Source organism: Stenotrophomonas riyadhensis (assembly GCF_040256885.1).
Lineage (GTDB): Bacteria > Pseudomonadota > Gammaproteobacteria > Xanthomonadales > Xanthomonadaceae > Stenotrophomonas > Stenotrophomonas riyadhensis.
Genome location: NZ_CP155568.1, coordinates 4,666,085 through 4,683,891, shown reverse-complemented (window position 1 = coordinate 4,683,891; position 17,807 = coordinate 4,666,085). Strand labels below are relative to the sequence as shown.

Sequence of the window (17,807 nt, the reverse complement as noted above, 5' to 3'; positions counted from 1 at the left end):
TTCTGCGCCTTTCTGTGGGAGCGCGTGCGGCGCAACCTGTCGCCTCCTTCCCCACTGGACCGCTGCCATGCGCGCCATTGCCTACACCCAAGCCGGCCTGCCGATCGATGATGCCCAGGCCCTGATCGACATCGAACTGGAGCTGCCGCTGCCCGGCCCGCGTGACCTGCGCGTGGCGGTACGTGCGGTGGCGGTGAACCCGGTCGACACCAAGGTCCGTCGCGGCGTGGCCACCGATGGCCCGCGCGTGCTGGGCTGGGATGCGGTCGGCATCGTCGACGCGGTGGGCAGCGAGGTGACCCTGTTCCAGCCCGGCGATGCGGTCTACTACGCCGGCGTCATCGATCGCCCGGGCAGCAACGCCGAGTACCAGCTGGTGGACGAACGCAGCGTCGGCCGCAAGCCGGCCAGTCTGGATGACGCCGCCGCCGCCGCGCTGCCACTGACCGCGATCACCGCCTGGGAGCTGTTGTTCGACCGCCTGAGAATTCCCGAGGGCGGGGGCGAAGGCCAGACCCTGCTGGTGATCGGCGCTGCCGGCGGTGTCGGTTCGATCCTGGTGCAGCTGGCGCGGAAGCTGACGAAACTGACGGTGATCGGCACCGCCTCGCGTCCGGATACCCAGGACTGGGCCTACGCAATGGGTGCACACCATGTGATCGACCACAGCCTGCCGCTGGCTGAGGGCCTGGCGCGGCTCGGCATCAGCGAGGTACAGCACGTGGCCAGCCTGACCCACTCCGACCAGCACTACGCGCAGATCGTGGAACTGCTGGCGCCGCAGGGCCAGCTGGGCCTGATCGATGATCCCGGCCAGGTCGATGTGATGGCGCTCAAGCGCAAGGCCCTGTCCCTGCACTGGGAATCGATGTTCACCCGGCCGCTGTACAGGACCGCCGACATGCAGCGCCAGCACGACCTGTTGAACCGGGTGGCCGAGCTGATCGACATGGGCGTGCTGCAGACCACCCTGGGCGAGCACTTCGGGCGCATCGACGCGGCCAACCTGCGGCGTGCCCACGCGCTGCTGGAGAGCCACCGCGCCAAGGGCAAGATCGTGCTGGAAGGCTGGTAACGCAGGTTGTTCCCGCGCACTCGGGGTCAGATCCCTTTCCCGTTGGGAAAGGGATCTGACCTCTGCCTCAGGCCACGCCGTTGTCGACGTGTTCGGCGAAACCGGGCTGCTGGCGCAGGCGCTCGAACCACGCCGCGAGGTGTGGCAGCACGGGCTTGTGGCCGGGTGTGCTGCGCCAGCGTTGGGTCGACAGCCCGAGCACGATGTCGGCCAGAGTGAAGGTGTTGCCCGCCACATGGCCGTCGGTAGTGGCCAGCTGTGCATCAAGCACACCCATCAGCCGGTTCCACTGCGCCAGGCTGGCCTCGGCGCGGGCGTCATCCGGATAGTCCGGATGCTGGCGCACGCGCGCCATGAATACATGGCGCCAGGCGCTGTTGAGGTCGCTGGCCTGCCAGTCCATCCATTGCTCCACCCGTGCACGGGCCTGCGCCGTGGCGGGCAGCAGGTCCTCGCGTCCGCCGCGTGTGGCCAGGTAGCGGCAGATGCTGTTGGATTCCCACAGCACGAAGTCGCCATCGCGCAGCACCGGCACCTGCCGGTTCGGGTTCAGCGTGGCCAGCATGTCCGGCAGTGGCGCTGGCTCGTGCTGTACATGCAGGTCCAGCCCGGCACACAGCCACAGCACCTTGCGCACATTGATTGAGGTGGGCTTTCCGTACAGAGCGAGCATGGTCCTGACGCAGCAGCTGAGACTCGGCCAGCCTACACTTGCCCCATGCAAACCGAATATCTGCTCATTGGCGGCCTGCTATTGGCCGTGCTCATCCTGCAGCTGGTCGCCCTGCTGCGCCGCCCGCCGCATGACCGCCTGGAACAGGCCGTGCGCGAGGAGGCGCGGGCCGGGCGTAGCGAGCTGCGCGAACAGCTCGATGGCTTCGCCCGCGCGCTGACCGATCTGTCCACCCGCACCGACCAGCGCCTGGACCTGCTACGTGAAGCGCTGGGTGAAGATGCCCGCAAGGCGCGCGCCGAAGCGGCCGAGAGCCAGCAGCGGGGCGCCGCGTTGATGGGGCAGCGGCTGCAGGAACTGCGCGGCCAGCTGGAGACCTTCGGCCAGCAGCAGGAAGCGCGCATCCATGCGTTTGGCCAGCAGCTGCAGGAGCTCACCGGGCGTACCGATACCCAGCTCGGCGCGCTGCGCCAGACCCTGGTGGACGATGCACGCAAGGGCCGCGAGGAAGGCGCGCAATCGCAGCAGCGCCTGACCGAGAACCTGGGCCTGCGCCTGCAGGAGCTGACCCAGCGCAACGAGCAACGCATCGCCGAGATGCGTGCCACGCTGGAAGAACAGCTGCGCGCGCTGCAGAACGACAATGCGCAGAAGCTGGAGCAGATGCGCCACACCGTGGACGAGAAGCTGCAGTCGACGCTGGAAACGCGGCTGGGCAACTCCTTCAAGCTGGTTTCCGAGCGCCTGGAGCAGGTCCAGCGCGGCCTCGGCGAGATGCAGCAGCTGGCCACCGGCGTCGGCGACCTCAAGCGCGTGCTGACCAACGTCAAGAACCGCGGCAGCTGGGGCGAAGTGCAACTGGAGAACATCCTCGAGCAGACGCTCACCCAGGAGCAGTATGCGCGTGCGGTGAAGGTGCGCCCGGATAGTGGCGAGATGGTCGATATCGCGGTGCGCCTGCCGGGCCGCAGCAGCGACGATACGCCGGTATGGCTGCCGATCGACTCCAAGTTCCCGCGTGAAGACTACGAGCGCCTGCTGGACGCGCAGGAACAGGGCGACGCCGAGGGCGTACGCCTGCAGGGCATCCAGCTTGAACGCGCGGTGCGCGTGCAGGCCAAATCGATCTGCGACAAGTACATTGCGCCGCCGCACACCACCGACTTCGCGGTGATGTTCCTGCCCACCGAAGGCCTGTATGCCGAAGTGATCCGGCGCCCGGGCCTGGTCGATCTGCTGCAGCGGGAGCACCGCGTGGTGGTGGCTGGCCCGACTACGGTCACCGCGCTGCTCAACAGCCTGCAGATGGGCTTCCGCACGCTGGCCATCGAGCAGCGTTCCAGCGAGGTGTGGAGCCTGCTGGGCGCGGTGAAGAGTGAGTTCGGCAAGTTTGCCGGCATTCTCGAGAAGGCCGAGAAGCAGATCACCACGGTTGGCCGCAGCATCGGCGAGGCCAGCCGCAAGACGCGCACCATCGAACGCCGCCTGCGCGGCGTGGAGTCGCTGGCGTCGGAACAGGCGCAGTCGCTGCTCGGCGATCTTGCCGAGGGGGATGCGGCGGGCGAGGACGAAGGCAGTGACGGCGACGAGGCCTGAGCCACGCTGACACGCCGCCTGCATCGACGATGCGTATGCTGGCGGCCTGTCCGCCCCGATCAGGTATCGTCATGCGCCTGCGCCGCTTCACCAGCCTTGTCCTGACCGCGCTGCTTGCCGCCTGCAGCAGCGCACCACCGGCTGCCGATACGACCGCGGCACCTGCCGCAGGCACCAGCCCAGAAGCCACCGAGGCCTACCGCGAAGCACGTGACGTCGACTGCCAGGCCGCCGGCGGCACCCTGCAGCGGCTGGGCCGCCTGCAACGCGAGCAGTGCGTGATTCCCTATGCCGACGCCGGCAAGGCCTGCAGCCGCAAAAGCGACTGCACCGGCCAGTGCCTGGCCGGTGCCGAGGTGGCCGCTGGCAGTGTCGCCACAGGCACCTGCCAGCGCGATGTGCGCCAGAGCTTCGGCTGCCGCCAGCGCATTGATGACGGCAAGGCGCAGGGCACGATCTGCGTGGATTGATCGTAGTGCCGGCCGCTGGCCGGCAACCTCATGAACCCTTGCGAACGATCGCATGATTGCCGGCCAGCGGCCGGCACTACCGGCATCGCGCGGCGCTATGCTGGTGGGCCATTCCCCGCTGTTGCCGGAGCCCCCGCGTGAGCACTTCGATCCAGGACATTTCCCTCACCACCATCGACGGCCAGCCGTCCTCGCTTGCCGACTACCAGGGCAAGGTGTTGCTGCTGGTCAACGTCGCCTCCAAGTGTGGCCTGACCCCGCAGTACGAAGGCCTGCAGGCGCTGTATGCGGAAAAGCACGCACAGGGCCTGGAAGTGCTGGGCTTCCCCGCCAACAACTTCCTCGGCCAGGAACCGGGCAGCGAGGCGGAGATCCAGCAGTTCTGCCAGCTCACCTACGACGTCAGCTTCCCGCTGTTCTCCAAGATCAGCGTGGCCGGTGACGACACCCACCCGCTGTACCAGCAGCTGACCGCCGCGCAGCCGCAGTCGATTGGCGAAGGCCCGCTGCGCGAGCGCCTGGCCAGCAAGGAAATTCCGATCCATCCGGCGCCGGCGGTGCTGTGGAACTTCGAGAAGTTCCTGGTCGGCCGCGACGGCAAGGTCATCGCGCGTTTTGCCCCCGACGTGGCTGCCGATGACGCGCGCCTGCGCGAAGCCATCGAGGCAGCGCTGGCTGCCTGATCGGTCGGGGTCGGAGCCCTTTCCTTTGGAAAGGGCTCCGACCCCCTTAAGGGCCACAAAAGAAAAACCCCGCCTTGGCGGGGTTTTTCATGCGCTGCAGACCGGACTCAGTGCGTCCACTGCGGCATCGGCATCGCATCGACCGGGATCGGCGAATTGGCATCGTCGTGGCCACGGTCGCGCTTGCTGCGCAGATCGTTCTCGATCTGGTAGTTGCGGCGCTGCATCCACGCATCGCGTACCAGCGAGTATTCGTCCACGGCGGTGTCACGCAGGTCGTCGATCGCCAGCAGCTGTGCGCGGGTGTCGACCAACTGCAGGCCCTGCAGGCCGATGCGGATCTTGTCTTCCTCGATGCGGCGCATCGGCGACAGCGGGATGTCGCCGGCCAGGCCAAACACATCGCGCACCGTACGCGGGCCGAAGAACGGCAGTTCCACGTAACGCGAGCGACGCCAGCCCCAGACACCCAGGGTCTGGCCGAAGTCTTCATTGCGACGCGGCACCATCGCCTTGCTGGCCGGATCGAACAGGCCACCGATACCCAGGGTGCTGTTCATCAGGAAGCGGCCAAGGCTGTCCCAGGCATCGGCACCGCGGCCCTGCAGCAGCTGGTTGGTGATCGTCACCGGTGCGCGCAGGTTGCTGAAGAAGTTGCTGACGCCGGTACGCGCGAAGCGTGGCACCACGTGGGTATAGGCGGTGGCCAGCGGACGGGCGATACCACGGTCGACCGCGTTGTTGAACGTGTGCACCTTGCGGTTGAACGGTTCCCACGGGTCGTAGGCCGCTGCACTACCGGTGTTGCCGGCACCGCCGTAGAGGGCATCGAAGTCGTCGTCACCGCCGGGTGCGGTGGCGGCTGCGGTCTTCGCCGCGTCAGCCTCGGCACTGACCGCCGCAGGGGCGGGTGCAGATGCAGTGGCGGCCGGCGGATTGGCCACCGGGGCGACCGGTGCAGCGTCAACCGTGCCGGTGTCGGCGACCACGGCCGGGGCCTCGGTTGCGGCACTGGCCGGGACCACGGTGCTGGCCGCCGGCGCATCGCTGCGCGCGGGCTTGCCGGCACAGGCGGTCAGGGCGGTGGCCAGGACGATCAGGGGGAGAGTGCGTACGACGTTCATGTCAGCTCGCAGCAGAAGTAGCGTTGAAATCCAGGTCGGGCGACAGCCGGTAGGCCGCGCTCAGCTCGTTGTAACCGGCCGGTGCGCCGGAGATCGCCAGCGGATGGCCGGCCTTGCGTGCACGTGCCGCCAGTTCGGCCAGCAGGGCCAGGCCGGCGCTGTCCACGCGCTCGACCTCGCCCAGTTCCAGTCGTGCCAGCTGTGCCGGCAGCGCCTGCAGCTGTGGCCACAGTGCGATCACCGCGGCACGGTCGAGCACCCCGCGCAGGCGCAGGGTGTCGCCTTCCAGCAATGCCAGTGCGTTACTTGCCATTGCCCGCGGGCCCGGCCTGCATGCTGCCGCTGTGCAGCTCGGTGGCCACCTGCTTGATGCCCTTCTGGCGCAGCGGGGTGTCGAACTGGTTGCGGAAGGTCTGTACGTAGGAGATGCCTTCGATGTTGACGTCGAAGATCTTCCACTGGCCGTTCACGTTGCGCATCCAGTACTCGACCGGGGTCGGCTCGTTGCCGGCGCGGACCAGCTCGGTGCTTACGCGCACGCCGCGGTTGCCCGGCAGCGGGCTTTCACCCTTCAGGCGGAAGCTCGGCTTGCCCTGGATGTTGAGCAGGGTCGAGCCGTAGCGCTGCATCAGGCTGTCGGCCATGGCATCGGCGAACAGCTTGATGTCGGCGTCGGAGGCGCCACGGGCGTGCGGGCCCAGCACCAGGCGCGCGGCGTAGTCGCGATCGAAGGTGCGGGTCAGCTCGCTGTCGATGTAGCTGCGCAGGCTGGCCGGGTTGCTGGTGAACTCGCTCTTGCGCTGCTGCAGCGTGGACAGGATGCGGCTGCTGGCATCGATCACCACCTTGCCGGCCTGGCCCTGCGTCGCGGCAGCGGCGGGAGCGGCGGCCTGTGCCTGGGCCAGGAACGGAGTGGCTGCCAGCAGCGCCGAGGCGAGCAGGGCCGGGATCAGTTTCATCTTCATGGTTGCGGTTCCGTTGCAGGCGCCTGCGCGCCATCGTTGGGCTTCTGAGCAGCGCCGCCACCGGCGCCGCCACTGAACATGTACTTGCCGACCAGCTGGATCAGGTCCACCGCCGGCTGGGTGAAGACGATCTCGTCGCCGGCCTTCAGCACGTCCGGATCACCGCCCGGCTGCAGACCGATATAGCTCTCGCCGAGCAAACCACTGGTGAAGATGCCGGCCGAGGTATCCGCCGGCAGGTCCTTGACCTTGTTGTCCATGCGCAGGGTGACGATGGACTCGAACTTCACCGGGTCCAGATCGATCGCGGCGACCTGGCCGACAGTGACGCCGCCGATCTTCACCGGCGCCTGCTTGCGCAGCTGGCCGACCTGGGAGAAGCGTGCCTTCAGCTCGTAGCCTTCGCTGCCCCAGCTCCAGCGCTGGTTGGTCGAGGCCACGGCCAGCACCATCAGCGAGGCCAGGGCCAGCAACAGGAACGCGCCGACGGAAAATTCGAGTCTGGGACCGCGGATGGCCATGTGGATTACCTGATCGAGTCGTTGTGGCCGCGCGCGCCTGCGCACCGCCGGTGGAGGGGTTAGGTGAACAACATTGCCGACAGCACGAAGTTGAACATCAGCACCAGCAGCGAAGCATTGACCACCGCACGGGTGGTCGCCACCGAAGTGCCTTCAATGGTGGGCTCGGCGTGGAAACCCACATAGGCGGCAACCAGCGCGGCAGTGCCGCCGAAGATCGCCGACTTCAGCATTGCCACGCCGAAGTCGTCCCAGAAGTCCACGCTGTTGCGCAGCGCCGACCAGAACACGCCGTTGTCCAGGCCCAGCACGTGCACCGCTTCGAAGTAGCTGGCACTGATCGCCAGCGAACAGAAGATGCCGGTCAGCAGCGGCACGGTCAGCACCGCCGCCCAGAAGCGCGGCGCCACCGCCTTGGCCACCGGGTCGATCGCCATCAGCTCAAGCGCCTTGATCTGGTCGGTGGCACGCATCAGGCCGAGTTCGGCGGCGATCGAACTGCCGGCGCGGCCGATGAACAGCAGCGCGGTCAGCACCGGCGCCAGCTCGCGGTACAGCGACAGCCCGAGCAGGGTCGACAGCGCGTCGGCCGCACCGAAGGTGGTCAGCGTGCGGTAGCCCTGCAGGGTCAGCACCAGGCCGACGAAGGCACCGCCGACGGCGATGATCGGCAACGAGCGCGCACCGATCTTGTAGATCTCGCGGGTCAGCTCGGCCAGGAAATCACGGGTTGGCAGCGAACCGCGCAGCACGGTCAGCGAGAACAGGCCGGCGCGACCCAGCGAGCGGGTGGCTTGGACGAACGGCATCAGGCGACCCTCGCGCGCGGCGCGGCATCGAACGGGATGGGGCCATCGGGCTGGCCGTGCAGGAACTGCCGCAGCAGCGGGTCCTGGCTGGACTGCAGCGCCTCGGGCGTGCCCTGGAACACGATGCCGCCATTGGCGATCGCGATCACCTGGTCGCAGATCGGCAGGGTCTCGTGCACGTGGTGGCTGACGATGATGCTGGTCAGGCCCAGGCTGTGGTTGAGGCGCTGGATCAGGCTCATGATCACGCCGGAGGCGATCGGGTCCAGCCCGGTCAGCGGCTCGTCGTAGATCATCAGCGGCGGGTCCAGTGCCAGTGCGCGGGCCAGCGCCACGCGGCGCGCCATGCCACCGGACAGCTCGCGCGGCCAGGCGTCGGCGGCGGCCAGCAGGCCCACCGCATGCAGCTTCATCTGCACCAGCCGGCGCAGCACGGCGGCCGGCAGGCGGGTGTGCGTGCGCAGCGGCAGCGCGACGTTCTCCGCCACGGTCAGGTCGGTCAGCAGCCCATTGCCCTGCAGCAGCACGCCCACGCTCTTGCGCATTTCAAGCAGCGCGGCGCTGTCATGCGGGATCGGTTTGCCGAACAGGGTGACCTCGCCAGCGACCGGGCGCAGTTCGCCGGTCAGCGCCGCCAGCAGGGTCGACTTGCCGCTGCCGGATGGACCGAGCACGGCGGTGATGCTGCCCTTGGGCACCTGCAGCGACACGTCGCGCAGGATCGTGCGCCCGCTCCGGTCGATGCGGACGTTGGATAACTGCACCAGACTGGAGGTGGAAGCCGACATGGGCACCATTAACGTTTTTTAGACATCGAAGGATCGGGCCAGCCGGCTGAACATAAGCAGACTGGACGGTGCAGTATTGTTGCACGACACGTCCTGGCGCAGGCCGGGACAATCGGCCGGCATCCCGGAACAATCCGTACCGCTGGCGGGCCAACCATTGAATACTGCCTGCCGTCCTGCACACTGTGCATGATGAGTGACCCAGGCAGCGATTTCCGCCTCTACCATTCCAATTCCCTGGACGTGCTGGCCGCGCTGCTGGCACGCAACGTGCGCGCGCCCGTACCTGGGCAGCCACTGCTGGCGCCGGAAGTGGTGCTGATCCCGCAGGTGGCGATGCGCCGCTGGCTGCAAGCGACACTGGCCGCGGAATTCGGCGTCGCCGCCAACCTCGAATTCCTGACCCCGGGCGAGTTCGTGGCCCGCGCATTGAAGGCCAACGTCAGCGGCGAGCAGGACGACCTGGACGCGGCCGGCCTGCACTGGAAGCTGTACCAGGCCCTGCGCGACCCGGCGTTGCTGGCGCAGCCACCGATGCGCGCGCTGCAGTCCTATCTTGCCGGCGATGACGCATTGAAGCCGTGGGCGCTGGCCGGCGAGCTGGCCTCGGTGTTCGAGAAGTACCAGGCCTGGCGCCGCGATTGGCTGCTGCGCTGGGCGGCCGGTGCCGATCCGGCCGATCCGCAGGCGATCCTGTGGCGCACCATCACCCACGGCCACGACTATCGCGCGCGCCGCATCCAGGAATACCTGGACCGTTTCGAAGGGGCCGGCCAGCCGTTGCCACAGGGCTTGCCGCCGCGCATGTCTGCGTTCGCGACGCTCAACATCTCGCCCGACGTGCTGCGGGTGATGGCCACCCAGGCGCGGGTGGGCGAGCTGCATTTCTATATGCCCACCCCGGTGCAGTCGTACTGGGGTGACCTGCAGACACTGGCCGAGCGCCTGCGCAGCGGCGCGCCCGATCCCTTCGGCGAAGCAGCCGGCGAAAACCGCCTGCTGGAAGCCTGGGGCGCAGCCGGCCGCGACTTCATGGCGGTGCTGGGCAGCTACGAGGTGGTGCACCCTGCTGGCGAGATCGCCGCCTATTCCGATCCGGAGGAGGACACCCGCCCGAGCCTGGATGAAGGCGGCCTGTCCGACAGCCTGCTGCATCGCCTGCAGCGTGACCTGTTCCATCGCCGCGCACTGCCCTTCGGCGAGCTGCGTGACGGGCTGCGCAGCGACGACCCCAGCCTGCAGGTACACGCCTGCCATACCCGCCTGCGCGAACTGCAGGTGCTGCACGACCAGCTGCGCAGCCTGCTGCAGGACCCGCGCTTCGACCCGCCGCTGCAGGCGCGCGAGATCGCGGTGCTGGCGCCGGACATCGATCCCTACGTGCCATACCTGGAGGCGGTGTTCGGCGGCCGTGGTGGCGAGGAGGAGCACATCCCCTATGCGCTGGCCGACAGCAGCCCGCTGGCCGGTGAACCGCTGGCCGATGTGTTCGTGCACCTGCTGGGCCTGCCGGTCTCGCGCTTCGGCTTGAACGAAGTGCTGGACCTGCTGGCCAGTGCACCGCTGGCCGAAGCGGCCGGTCTGGAAGCGGTGGACTTCGATCGCCTGCATGGCTGGTTGCAGCAGGCGGGCGCACGCTGGGGCCTGGATGCGAAGCACCGCAACCAGCACCAGGCACCGGCCGACGACGCCTACACCTGGCAGTTCGCGCTGGATCGCCTGGTGCTCGGTCACGCGACCGGCAGCGAGGCCGATCTGGCCGGTGTCGCACCGTGGATCGAGCTGGAGGGCGGCGCATTGGAAGCGCTGGACCGGCTGCTGCGCCTGTTGCGCGTACTGGCGGTCTACCAGCGCCGCCTCGGTGAGCTGCTGACCCCGGCGCAGTGGCGGCAACGCCTGCTGTCGCTGCTGGACGCGCTGCTGCCGACTGCGCCCAGCTCGCCCAACAGCCAGCGCGCGCTGGAGCGCCTGCGCAAGCTGCTCAACCAGTTCGCCGATGATGCCGCCAAGGCCGGTTTCGCGGACGGGGTGCCGCCGGAGGTGGTGCGCGCGCACTTCGCCGGAGCACTGGGCGAGGCGGATACGCGCGCACCGCTGCTGACCGGTGGCATCAGCTTCGGCCGCATGGTGCCGATGCGCCTGCTGCCGTTCCGGGTGATCTGCGTGCTCGGTCTCAATGATGGCGATTTCCCGCGCCGTGACCCGGCGGCCGGTCTCAACCAGCTCACCGCCGAGCTGGACACGCCGCGCCGCCGTCCGGGCGACCGCTCCACCCGCGAAGACGATCGTTTCCTGTTCCTGCAGCTGTTCGCCGCCGCGCAGGAGGTGTTCTACCTCAGCTACCTCGGTGCCGATCCGCGCGATGGCAGCGTGCGCGAGCCGTCGGTGCTGGTCAGTGAACTGATCGATGCCGCCGCCGCGTATCACCTCGATCCGCCTGCGGCGGTCCGCGACTTCACCGTGCGCCACGCACTGCAGCCGTTCTCGCCAGCCGCGTTCGGTGACGGCGATCCACGCCGCTTCAGCTATCGCCGCCAATGGCATCCGGCCGCCGGTCGCCTCACCGGCCAGCGTGGGGGCCTGCAGCCGTGGTTCGATGCCCCCTTGCCGCCGCCGCTCGACGATGCGGTGGAAGACGACGTCGCACTCGATACCCTGCGCCGCTTCCTGTGCGACCCGGCCGGGCAGTTCCTCGCACAGTCGCTGGGCCTGCGCCTGGCCGACGATGTCGAGGACGTCGATGACCTGGAACCGCTGGTGCTGTCCTCGCGCGGGCCGGAGAAGCGCAGCGTACAGGCGGCGGTGGTGCGCGCCACGCTCAGCGGCGATACCGAGCCGTTGTACCCGCGGCTGCGCGCGCGTGGCCTGCTGCCGTCGGGCCCATTGGGCGAGCGCCAGTTCGAGGTGGAGCAGTTGAAGACCCGTCCGTATGCCAGTGCGTTGCTGGGCTGGATGCAGGGCGAACCGCTGGAAAGCCGTCGCTACGAAGTGGACATCGACGGCGTGCGCCTGCATGGCCGCGTGGCCGATCGGCATCCCGAGGGCCTGGTGCGCCTGCGCGCCGGTACCCTCAATGGCAATGCGGTGATCCGCCAGGGCCTGGACTGGCTGCTGGCCAACGCCGCCGGCGATGCGCTGCCGCTGGTGCAGTTCCACGATGGCGGTGACGCCGGTCCCGGCCCGCATGTGCTGCCGGCACTGAGCGCTCCCGCTGCACGCGCCGCACTGCGTGCACTGCTGCAGCTGCGCCAGCGTGGCCTGCGCGAGCCGCTGCGCTTTGCCCCGTACACCGGCTGGGTGCTGTACAACGCGCCGGCAGAAAAACAACGCAGCGAAGGCTGGAAGCAGTGGCATGGCAGCGACCGCAGCTGGGGCGAATCCAGCAGCGACGCCTGGCAGCTGCTGTTGCGCGGTGCCGACCCGTTTGCCACCGACGCCAGCTATGCCGACCTGCTGCGCAACAGCCAGCTGGTCTTCAGTGCGGTGCGTGAAGGCCGCGCCCTTGGCGCCGACACCAGCCAGGAGGGCAGCGCATGACCCCCGCCATCGCAGATGAGGAAACCCAGCGCATGGCGGGCGATCCCTACCTGGCCCTGCCGCTGGATGGCATCCGCCTGATCGAGGCCAGCGCCGGTACCGGCAAGACCTTCACCCTGGCGACGCTGTTCACCCGCCTGGTGGTGGAGCAGGGCCTGCGCATCGGCCAGATCCTGGCGGTGACCTTCACCGACGCTGCCACCCAGGAACTGCGCAAGCGCATCCGTGAGCGCCTGGCGTTGGCCGCGCGCCTGGTCGATCTGGAACCGGCCGAGGGTGAAGCACCCGACGCGAGATTGACCCGCGACGTGCTGCAGCGTCATCTGCAGGGCGGCTCCGAGAGCGCCGCTGCACTGAAGCGCCGCCTGCAGGTGGCTGCCGACGAAATCGACCTGGCGTCCATCTTCACCATCCACGGCTTCTGCACCCGCGTGCTGCGCGAGCATGCGCTGGAAAGCGGCCACACCTTTGATCCGCCGGAACTGCTGGCCAGCGATCGTGAACTGCTGGAGGAGCTGGCCGCTGATCTGTGGCGGGTGCATGCCAATGACCCGGCCACATTGGAGCCGCTGACCTGGTTGTGGTCCAACCCGGACGCGCTGGCCGCCGATCTGCGCGCGCTGCTGGGCACGCCGCCACTGCACCCGTTGCCACAGCCGGTGACGTTGGCTGATCCACACGCGGCGCTGCAGAGCGCGGCCGAGGCACTGTCCGCAAGCGTGCGCGAACATGGCGAGCAGTTCTTCATCGACCTCTGCGATGCCGTCGACAACAAGTGGATCAATGGCGTGTCCTACAAGCTGGGCTGGCTGCACCCTCTGGGCCGCCAGCTGCTGGCCTGGGCCGAGCGCGCCGACCCGCGCGAGCTGCTGGCCGGCGAGCGCCTGCCGGCGCTGCTGCCGGAGGTGCTGGCCGACAAGACCAACAAGAAGTTCCCCGACCGCACGCCGTCGTCGCCATTGCAGGCGCCGTTGGCGCGCTATGTCGCGCTGCTGGCCGAACGCGATGCCTGGTTGCGTGGTACCGCGCTGAATTTCCTGCACACGCTTCGCGCCGAAGCCACGCAGCGCCTGCAGGCGCTGAAGCGCGCGCGCCGGGTACAGACCTACGATGATCTGATCGATGGCGTAGCGCTCGCCCTGGAAGGCCCGCAGCGGCTGATGCTGGTCAAGCAACTGCGTGCGCAGTACCGCATCGCGCTGGTCGATGAGTTCCAGGACACCGACGATCGCCAGTGGGGCATCTTCCACACCGTGTTCGGCGATTCGCCGGAGGTGCGCGAACTCGGCCTGGCGCCGGCGCTGTTCCTGATCGGCGACCCCAAGCAGGCGATCTACGGTTTCCGCGGCGGTGATATCCACACCTACCTGAAGGCCAAGCAGGTGGCGCAGCAGGCGCCGGTGCTGGACCAGAACTTCCGCTCGCGACCGGCTGTATTGCGCGCGTTGCAGGCGCTGTACGACAACGGTGGCGAAGACGCCTTCCTCGAGCGCGACATCCAGTTCGAGCCGGTGCGGCCCGGTGGCGTGCGCATCGACGAGGACTACCAGCGCGACGGCCATGCCGCCACGGCACTTACCCTGCGCGTGCTGCGCAGTGGCGGTGACAAGGCGATGAGCGCCGACGCCTCGCGTGAGGCCGCGACCCAGGCCTGCGTGGCTGCGATTCACCAGATCCTGGTCGAGGCGCGTGCGGGCAATGCCGTGTTGCGTGGGCGCCCGGTGCAGCCCGGTGACATCGCGGTGCTGGTGCGCTCGCATCGCGAGGCGACGCTGGTGCAGCGCGCGCTGGCCGCGGTCGGCATTCCCGCCGTGGCGGCCGGCAAGCAGAGCCTGTTCGCCACCAGCGAAGCGCGTGATCTGCGCGCGCTGCTGCTGGCGCTGCTGCAACCGGCCGACGAAGGCCGCCTGCGTGCGGTGCTGGCCACCGTGCTGCTTGGCCAGCGGGCAAGTGCGATCGCCGCGATGGAGCGCGAGGGCGACCTGCAACGCGAGTTCCAGGCGCAGCTGCTGCACTGGCGCGAGCGCTGGCAGCGCGGTGGACCGTTCGCGGTGATCGCCGATGTCTGTGCCGCGCAGGGCGAACGCCTGCTGGCGCTGATCGATGGCGAGCGCCGCCTGACCAATTACCTGCAGCTGGGTGAACTCCTGCAGGAAGCCTCGGCGCAGGCGCTGGGCATGCATGGCCTGCTGGACTGGCTGCAGGGGCAGATGGCCAGCGCCGACCAGGATGACGAGCAGCAGCTGCTGCGCCTGGAATCGGATGCGCGCCGCGTGCAGATCATCACCCTGCACAAGAGCAAGGGCCTGGAGTACCCGCTGGTGTTCCTGCCCTTCGTCGGCATCGACGGCGGCGCACCGAACACCGCCTCGCACTGCACCGTGCACGTCGGCGGCCAGCGCCAGCTGCACTGGAAGCTGGACAAGGATGAGGCCTGGGAAGCGGCCAGCAGCCAACGTGAGCGCGAGCAGCGCGCCGAGGATGCGCGCCTGCTGTATGTCGGCCTGACCCGTGCCGAACACGCGTTGTGGATCGCCGTGGGTGATCTGGCCGGGCTCGGCAGGACACGGCTGGCGCCGTTGCTGGGCGACCTGCAGGCGCTGCGCGCGCATGCCGACGTGCACATCGATGACAGCGAGACAGCGGCCGCGCTGCCGCAGCTGGCGGCCGAAGTGGAAGGTGACCTTCCGGCGGTGCGTGCCCTGACCCGGCGCGTCCCGCACGACTGGTGGGTGTACAGCTTCACCCAGCTGGCGCATGCCGATGCGGGCGCTGACAGTGATATCGAAGCCGCCGCTACCGAGCTGCCGGCGCCCGCCGCCGATGAACCGGTCGGCCCGGAACTGCCGCTGGAACCGGCACTGCCGGAACCCGCCGCGGCGGCCGAAGACAGCACACCGGTCGACCCGCGCTTCATGGGCAGTCGCTTCGGCAACGTGCTGCACGAAGCGATGGAGAACGTCGACTTCGCCGCATGGGGTGACTGGCAGCCAGGTCTGCAAGCCCCTGAGGGCCAGGCCGAGGTGCTGCGCAAGGCACTGCACGACGAAGGCTATGCCGACGTCGATCTGGACGATGGCGTGGCCGTACTGGTGCCGCTGGTCGGCCACACGCTTACCGTGCCGCTACCCGAAGGCGGCGCGCTGCACAGCCTGGGTGAAGGCGAGCGTCGCGCGGAAATCGACTTCCATTTCGCCATCGAGCCGACCACGGTGCCGGCGCTGCTGCAGGTGCTGCATGCGCACGGTGTTTCCAGCACGCGACGCGGCTTCGGCCAGCGCCGCCGGTTGGAAGGGCTGATGACCGGCATGATCGACTTGACCTACGTGCGCGACGGGCGCTGGTACGTGCTCGACTACAAGTCCAACCGTCTGCCCGGTTACAGCCCGGACCTGCTGGCCATTGCCATGCGCCACAGCGAGTACGACCTGCAGGCACTGATCTACACCGTGGCCCTGCATCGCTGGCTGCGTTTCCGCCTGGGTGCGGCCTACGACTACGAGCGCGACATGGGCGGCATCCGCTACCTGTTCTGCCGCGGCCTGGATGCCGCCGGCAACGGTGTGCATGTGGACCGCTTCCCGTTGGCGCTGGTGGATGCCCTGGATGCGTTGTTCGCCGGTGGCGAACAGGCCCAGGCCGAACTGGCCGCGCGTGCCCGTGGAGCCAGTGCATGAGCCTGCTGAAGGAACTGCACCAGAAGGGCCTGCTGCGCACCCTCGACCATGCACTGGCGACCAGCCTGCAGCGGCTGCGCGACGACACGCCCGAGAGCGTGGCGCTGGCGGCCGCGCTTGCGTCGCTGGCGGTATCGCAAGGCCATGCTGCGTTCGATCCGGCGCAACCGCAGCGGTTGCTGGAAGGCGTATCCGAGTGGCCTGCCGCACAGGACTGGCTGGCACAGTTGCGCGCATCGCCGTGGGTCGCGACACCCGAGCAGGCCGATGCCATCGCCGAGGATGCGCCGCTGGTGCTGGAAAACGGCCTGCTCTACCTGCGCCGCTACCGCGAGTACGAGCGTCAGCTGGCGGCCGGCCTGCAGCGTATCGGCCGGCATCCGCTGCCGGCGCCGGATATGGCGGCACTGGCACCGTTGTTCGCGCGGCTGTTCCCGCAGGCATCGGGCAGCGAGGATCACCAGGCACGCGCTGCCGGCGTGACCCTGCGCCATCCGCTGGCACTGGTCACCGGCGGCCCCGGCACCGGCAAGACCACCACCATCGCGCGCCTGTTGCTGCTGCTGGCCGCGCAGGCCGGGCACGCCGGCCAGCCGCTGCCTGAGGTGGCATTGGCCGCGCCCACCGGGCGCGCCGCCGAGCGCATGGCCGAGAGCCTGCGTGTGGCTGTGCAGCGCCTGCAGGAACAAGGACTGGACCCGGCGCTGTGCGCGGCGCTGCCCAGTACCGGCACCACCCTGCATCGCCTGCTCGGGGTGATTCCCGATTCACCGCGCTTCCGTCACCACGCCGACAATCCGCTGCCGGTGGACGTGGTCGTAGTCGACGAAGCCTCGATGATCGATCTGCCGATGATGGCCAAGCTGGTCGATGCGATCGCCAGCGGCACCCGGTTGATCCTGCTCGGCGATCCCGACCAGCTGCCGTCGGTCGAGGCCGGTGATGTGCTCAGCGCGATCCTGCGTGCCAGCGGCGACGGCATCGGCACCCGTGCCGACGACGCGCAGGCGCTGCACGGCCTGCTGGCGCCGGCCACCTTGCAGCCACAGGCCGCACCACGCGCCTTCGCCGGCCGTCGCGTACAGCTGCAGCGCGGCTACCGGCAGAGCAATGCGCTGGACCTGGCACCGCTGGCCCATGCCGTGCGCGAGGGCGACAGCAGCACCGCGCTGCAGCTGCTGCGCAGTGGTGAACTGGCCGGCGTGCACTTCCACGAAGGCGAAGCCGACCCGTTGCGTGGCCAGCGCGAGCACCTGCTGGGCCACTGGCGCGCGCTGGCCGACGCCGCCGATCCGGTACTCGCCCTGCAGCAGGCCGGACGCCTGCGCGTGCTGACCGCACTGCGCGAAGGCCCGCAGGGCGCACGCGGGCTCAACAGCCGCATTGAACAGCTGCTGGCCGGCAATGCGCCGGGCTATTTCCAGGGCCGGCTGCTGCTGGTCACCGAGAACAGCTACCGTCATCGCCTGTTCAACGGCGATATCGGCATCTGCCTGCGCGATGGCAGCGGCGCGATGGTGGCCTGGTTCCCAGGAGATACCGTTGACCAGCCGCGCGCCTTCCACCCGGCGGCACTGCCCGCGCACGAAAGCGCCTTCGCGATGACCGTGCACAAGGCGCAGGGTTCGGAGTTCGACGAAGTGTGGCTGCAGCTGCCGCGCCAGGACAGCCGCGTGCTGTCGCGCGAACTGGTCTACACCGGCCTGACCCGCGCCCGCCAGGTGCTGCATGTGGCCGGCAGCGCCGATGTGCTGCAGGCCGCATTGAAGCGCCACGCCAGCCGCTTGGGTGGTCTGGCCTGGCGGCTGGGTGCGGAAGCAGTGGCCGAAGCACCGGCGCGCATTGAACAGCCCACGGTGCAGGGCACGTTGTTCTGAAACGGGGTCGGA

14 protein-coding genes are annotated in these 17,807 nt (G+C 68.9%); 7 read left to right on the top strand and 7 right to left on the bottom strand.

From position 1 onward, the window contains the following. Positions 1 to 67 precede the first annotated feature (67 nt). On the top strand, positions 68 to 1,075 hold the full coding sequence (locus SriyCCGPB3_RS21480) for a zinc-binding alcohol dehydrogenase family protein (RefSeq protein ID WP_153856630.1): 1,008 nt from the start codon (positions 68 to 70) through the stop codon (positions 1,073 to 1,075). 67 nt (positions 1,076 to 1,142) lie between these two features. Here SriyCCGPB3_RS21480 and SriyCCGPB3_RS21475 read toward each other — a convergent pair whose 3' ends face one another. Continuing rightward, a complete protein-coding gene (locus tag SriyCCGPB3_RS21475; protein ID WP_180854309.1) occupies positions 1,143 to 1,748 on the bottom strand; it encodes a glutathione S-transferase family protein in 606 nt (201 codons plus the stop codon). Positions 1,749 to 1,793: 45 nt separating this feature from the next. On the opposite strand from SriyCCGPB3_RS21475, the gene rmuC reads away from it, so the two are divergent. The 3 genes from rmuC to SriyCCGPB3_RS21460 all read left to right on the top strand — a co-directional run bounded on the left by rmuC (position 1,794) and on the right by SriyCCGPB3_RS21460 (position 4,497). Then, positions 1,794 to 3,344, top strand: coding sequence for a DNA recombination protein RmuC (gene rmuC / locus SriyCCGPB3_RS21470; protein WP_110714217.1), 1,551 nt, complete (start codon positions 1,794 to 1,796; stop codon positions 3,342 to 3,344). A gap of 71 nt (positions 3,345 to 3,415) precedes the next feature. Then, positions 3,416 to 3,814, top strand: coding sequence for a hypothetical protein (locus SriyCCGPB3_RS21465; protein ID WP_164161475.1), 399 nt, complete (start codon positions 3,416 to 3,418; stop codon positions 3,812 to 3,814). Between the two features lie 137 nt (positions 3,815 to 3,951). After that, positions 3,952 to 4,497, top strand: coding sequence for a glutathione peroxidase (locus tag SriyCCGPB3_RS21460; RefSeq protein ID WP_110714216.1), 546 nt, complete (start codon positions 3,952 to 3,954; stop codon positions 4,495 to 4,497). A gap of 107 nt (positions 4,498 to 4,604) precedes the next feature. Here SriyCCGPB3_RS21460 and SriyCCGPB3_RS21455 read toward each other — a convergent pair whose 3' ends face one another. Genes SriyCCGPB3_RS21455 through SriyCCGPB3_RS21430 form a run of 6 tightly spaced genes read right to left on the bottom strand, consistent with a single transcriptional unit; the run spans position 4,605 to position 8,704 of the window. Next, the gene (locus SriyCCGPB3_RS21455) at positions 4,605 to 5,621 is read right to left on the bottom strand and encodes an MlaA family lipoprotein (RefSeq protein ID WP_180854310.1); all 1,017 of its coding nucleotides are present in this window, start codon (positions 5,619 to 5,621) and stop codon (positions 4,605 to 4,607) included. A gap of 1 nt (position 5,622) precedes the next feature. After that, positions 5,623 to 5,934 carry an STAS domain-containing protein gene (locus SriyCCGPB3_RS21450; protein ID WP_008266246.1) on the bottom strand — a complete coding sequence of 104 codons (312 nt, stop codon included), beginning with the start codon at positions 5,932 to 5,934 and terminating at the stop codon, positions 5,623 to 5,625. After that, positions 5,924 to 6,586, bottom strand: a complete 663-nt coding sequence (locus SriyCCGPB3_RS21445) for an MlaC/ttg2D family ABC transporter substrate-binding protein (protein ID WP_088028135.1) — start codon at positions 6,584 to 6,586, stop codon at positions 5,924 to 5,926. The genes SriyCCGPB3_RS21450 and SriyCCGPB3_RS21445 overlap by 11 nt, the downstream gene beginning before the upstream one ends. Further along, positions 6,583 to 7,107: an outer membrane lipid asymmetry maintenance protein MlaD gene (mlaD, locus tag SriyCCGPB3_RS21440; protein WP_071228680.1), complete on the bottom strand. Its 525-nt coding sequence runs from the start codon at positions 7,105 to 7,107 to the stop codon at positions 6,583 to 6,585. Before mlaD ends, SriyCCGPB3_RS21445 begins: the two co-directional genes overlap by 4 nt. 59 nt (positions 7,108 to 7,166) lie before the next feature. Next, a complete protein-coding gene (locus SriyCCGPB3_RS21435) occupies positions 7,167 to 7,916 on the bottom strand; it encodes an MlaE family lipid ABC transporter permease subunit (RefSeq protein WP_005414955.1) in 750 nt (249 codons plus the stop codon). Continuing rightward, positions 7,916 to 8,704, bottom strand: a complete 789-nt coding sequence (locus SriyCCGPB3_RS21430) for an ABC transporter ATP-binding protein (protein ID WP_164161477.1) — start codon at positions 8,702 to 8,704, stop codon at positions 7,916 to 7,918. Before SriyCCGPB3_RS21430 ends, SriyCCGPB3_RS21435 begins: the two co-directional genes overlap by 1 nt. A 189-nt stretch (positions 8,705 to 8,893) precedes the next feature. On the opposite strand from SriyCCGPB3_RS21430, the gene recC reads away from it, so the two are divergent. From recC to recD, 3 genes are read left to right on the top strand one after another with little or no spacing between them, the layout of a single operon-like run. After that, on the top strand, positions 8,894 to 12,241 hold the full coding sequence (gene recC, locus SriyCCGPB3_RS21425; RefSeq protein WP_180846570.1) for an exodeoxyribonuclease V subunit gamma: 3,348 nt from the start codon (positions 8,894 to 8,896) through the stop codon (positions 12,239 to 12,241). After that, positions 12,238 to 15,918, top strand: a complete 3,681-nt coding sequence (gene recB, locus SriyCCGPB3_RS21420) for an exodeoxyribonuclease V subunit beta (RefSeq protein ID WP_350259711.1) — start codon at positions 12,238 to 12,240, stop codon at positions 15,916 to 15,918. The genes recC and recB overlap by 4 nt, the downstream gene beginning before the upstream one ends. After that, positions 15,915 to 17,795 carry an exodeoxyribonuclease V subunit alpha gene (gene recD, locus SriyCCGPB3_RS21415; RefSeq protein WP_164161479.1) on the top strand — a complete coding sequence of 627 codons (1,881 nt, stop codon included), beginning with the start codon at positions 15,915 to 15,917 and terminating at the stop codon, positions 17,793 to 17,795. The genes recB and recD overlap by 4 nt, the downstream gene beginning before the upstream one ends. The last annotated feature ends 12 nt before the right edge of the window (positions 17,796 to 17,807 follow it).

Bases quoted from the DNA above. Each gene is read 5' to 3' on its own strand.
- SriyCCGPB3_RS21480 (WP_153856630.1), top strand. From the start codon at position 68: ATGCGCGCCATTGCCTACACCCAAGCCGGCCTGCCGATCGATGATGCC.
- SriyCCGPB3_RS21475 (WP_180854309.1), bottom strand. From the start codon at position 1,748: ATGCTCGCTCTGTACGGAAAGCCCACCTCAATCAATGTGCGCAAGGTG.
- rmuC (WP_110714217.1), top strand. From the start codon at position 1,794: ATGCAAACCGAATATCTGCTCATTGGCGGCCTGCTATTGGCCGTGCTC.
- SriyCCGPB3_RS21465 (WP_164161475.1), top strand. From the start codon at position 3,416: ATGCGCCTGCGCCGCTTCACCAGCCTTGTCCTGACCGCGCTGCTTGCC.
- SriyCCGPB3_RS21455 (WP_180854310.1), bottom strand. From the start codon at position 5,621: ATGAACGTCGTACGCACTCTCCCCCTGATCGTCCTGGCCACCGCCCTG.
- SriyCCGPB3_RS21450 (WP_008266246.1), bottom strand. From the start codon at position 5,934: ATGGCAAGTAACGCACTGGCATTGCTGGAAGGCGACACCCTGCGCCTG.
- SriyCCGPB3_RS21445 (WP_088028135.1), bottom strand. From the start codon at position 6,586: ATGAAGATGAAACTGATCCCGGCCCTGCTCGCCTCGGCGCTGCTGGCA.
- mlaD (WP_071228680.1), bottom strand. From the start codon at position 7,107: ATGGCCATCCGCGGTCCCAGACTCGAATTTTCCGTCGGCGCGTTCCTG.
- SriyCCGPB3_RS21435 (WP_005414955.1), bottom strand. From the start codon at position 7,916: ATGCCGTTCGTCCAAGCCACCCGCTCGCTGGGTCGCGCCGGCCTGTTC.
- SriyCCGPB3_RS21430 (WP_164161477.1), bottom strand. From the start codon at position 8,704: ATGTCGGCTTCCACCTCCAGTCTGGTGCAGTTATCCAACGTCCGCATC.
- recC (WP_180846570.1), top strand. From the start codon at position 8,894: ATGATGAGTGACCCAGGCAGCGATTTCCGCCTCTACCATTCCAATTCC.
- recB (WP_350259711.1), top strand. From the start codon at position 12,238: ATGACCCCCGCCATCGCAGATGAGGAAACCCAGCGCATGGCGGGCGAT.
- recD (WP_164161479.1), top strand. From the start codon at position 15,915: ATGAGCCTGCTGAAGGAACTGCACCAGAAGGGCCTGCTGCGCACCCTC.